This is a genomic window from Psychrobacter cibarius (assembly GCF_016107535.1).
GTDB classification, from domain to species: Bacteria; Pseudomonadota; Gammaproteobacteria; order Pseudomonadales; family Moraxellaceae; genus Psychrobacter; species Psychrobacter cibarius.
Map to the genome: position 1 here is coordinate 1 of NZ_JABASQ010000062.1, position 1,107 is coordinate 1,107.

Below are 1,107 nucleotides of genomic sequence, written 5' to 3' on the forward strand. Positions count from 1 at the left end.
TTTCGCGCTTAAATGCGTCAGTCTGCATTTTGCCGTCATAACTTAGGCTTGGATGGTTGTTATAGTCATTCATAAACTGCACGTTATCAACGATAGACTGTATGGTAGCTTGTGACAGGGTGCCGTCTGCACTGGTTAGCTTGTCTAATGTTTTCCGATGGAATTTGAGCGTTAGGCCCTCGTAACCTTTGCCTCTACTTTTTTTATGGTACTCAACAGTAATTTTATAGTTTGTACTCTCATTTACCTCATCTATAGCAGTCTCAATCACACGCTCTCTAAGCTGTCCAAATTGCTTATACTTACCTTTAATGCCCATAACATAGCGAAAATCGTCTAAATCCATAGATTTAGTATATTGGTACTGACCTACCCAACAAACAATTAATTCATATAAGCGCATAGAGTGAATACTTGAGAGCTCAGACACCTCCATCAGCCTATATTTTGTGAAGTTAGCTTTTAGCTGTGTCAAATAAGGCAGTACATCCTCTGCAAATGTTATTGTTATCTGTTCTCCATTGGGGTCGTAAAGAACACCGCTAACAAAGCGAGTACGAAGCGTTTTATTATCCTCCAGTGCTATCAGTACCTCCCTATCAAAAAGCCGATTACTAGCTTGCTCTAAATCTCTAAAAGCATTCTTCTTGGTGCTATCGGTATAGAATATTTTTGCTACTTCCTCAACTGTCACCGTAAACTTGGTTTGCTTAGTAATATTTGGCGCATCAGGTCTACTGTCAATACGACTAATACAAGTCAGTAATAACTGCTTTTCTTTAGTAGTCATGGTATAAGCTGCTAGAACAAGCTCATTGGATTGTACGACTAGATTGTTTTCCATATTTTTTTCGAATCCTTGCTTAATCTACTGTTATTTCCAATAATAACCAAGATTCACTTTAGCATATAAAACTACAAATAGTATCAGTATTTTTTTGTTGTGTTTATTCTACTCATTTTGTGTTTATTCTACTCATTTTGTGTTTATTCTACTCATTTTGTGTTTATTCTACTCATTTTGTGTTTTTTCTCTTTGTAAGCTATTGATTTTAAAGGTGAAAAAAGGCTCTTAAACAGGAGTAAACAGGAGTAAACAGGATTAAA

Annotated in this window: 1 protein-coding gene; it reads right to left on the bottom strand. The window is 36.0% G+C overall.

The window, feature by feature from the left end; genetic code table 11:
- On the bottom strand, positions 1-844 hold an 844-nt coding region (locus JFC08_RS13595; RefSeq protein ID WP_198331108.1), incomplete at its 3' end, for a replication initiation protein.
- Positions 845-1,107: the final 263 nt, after the last annotated feature.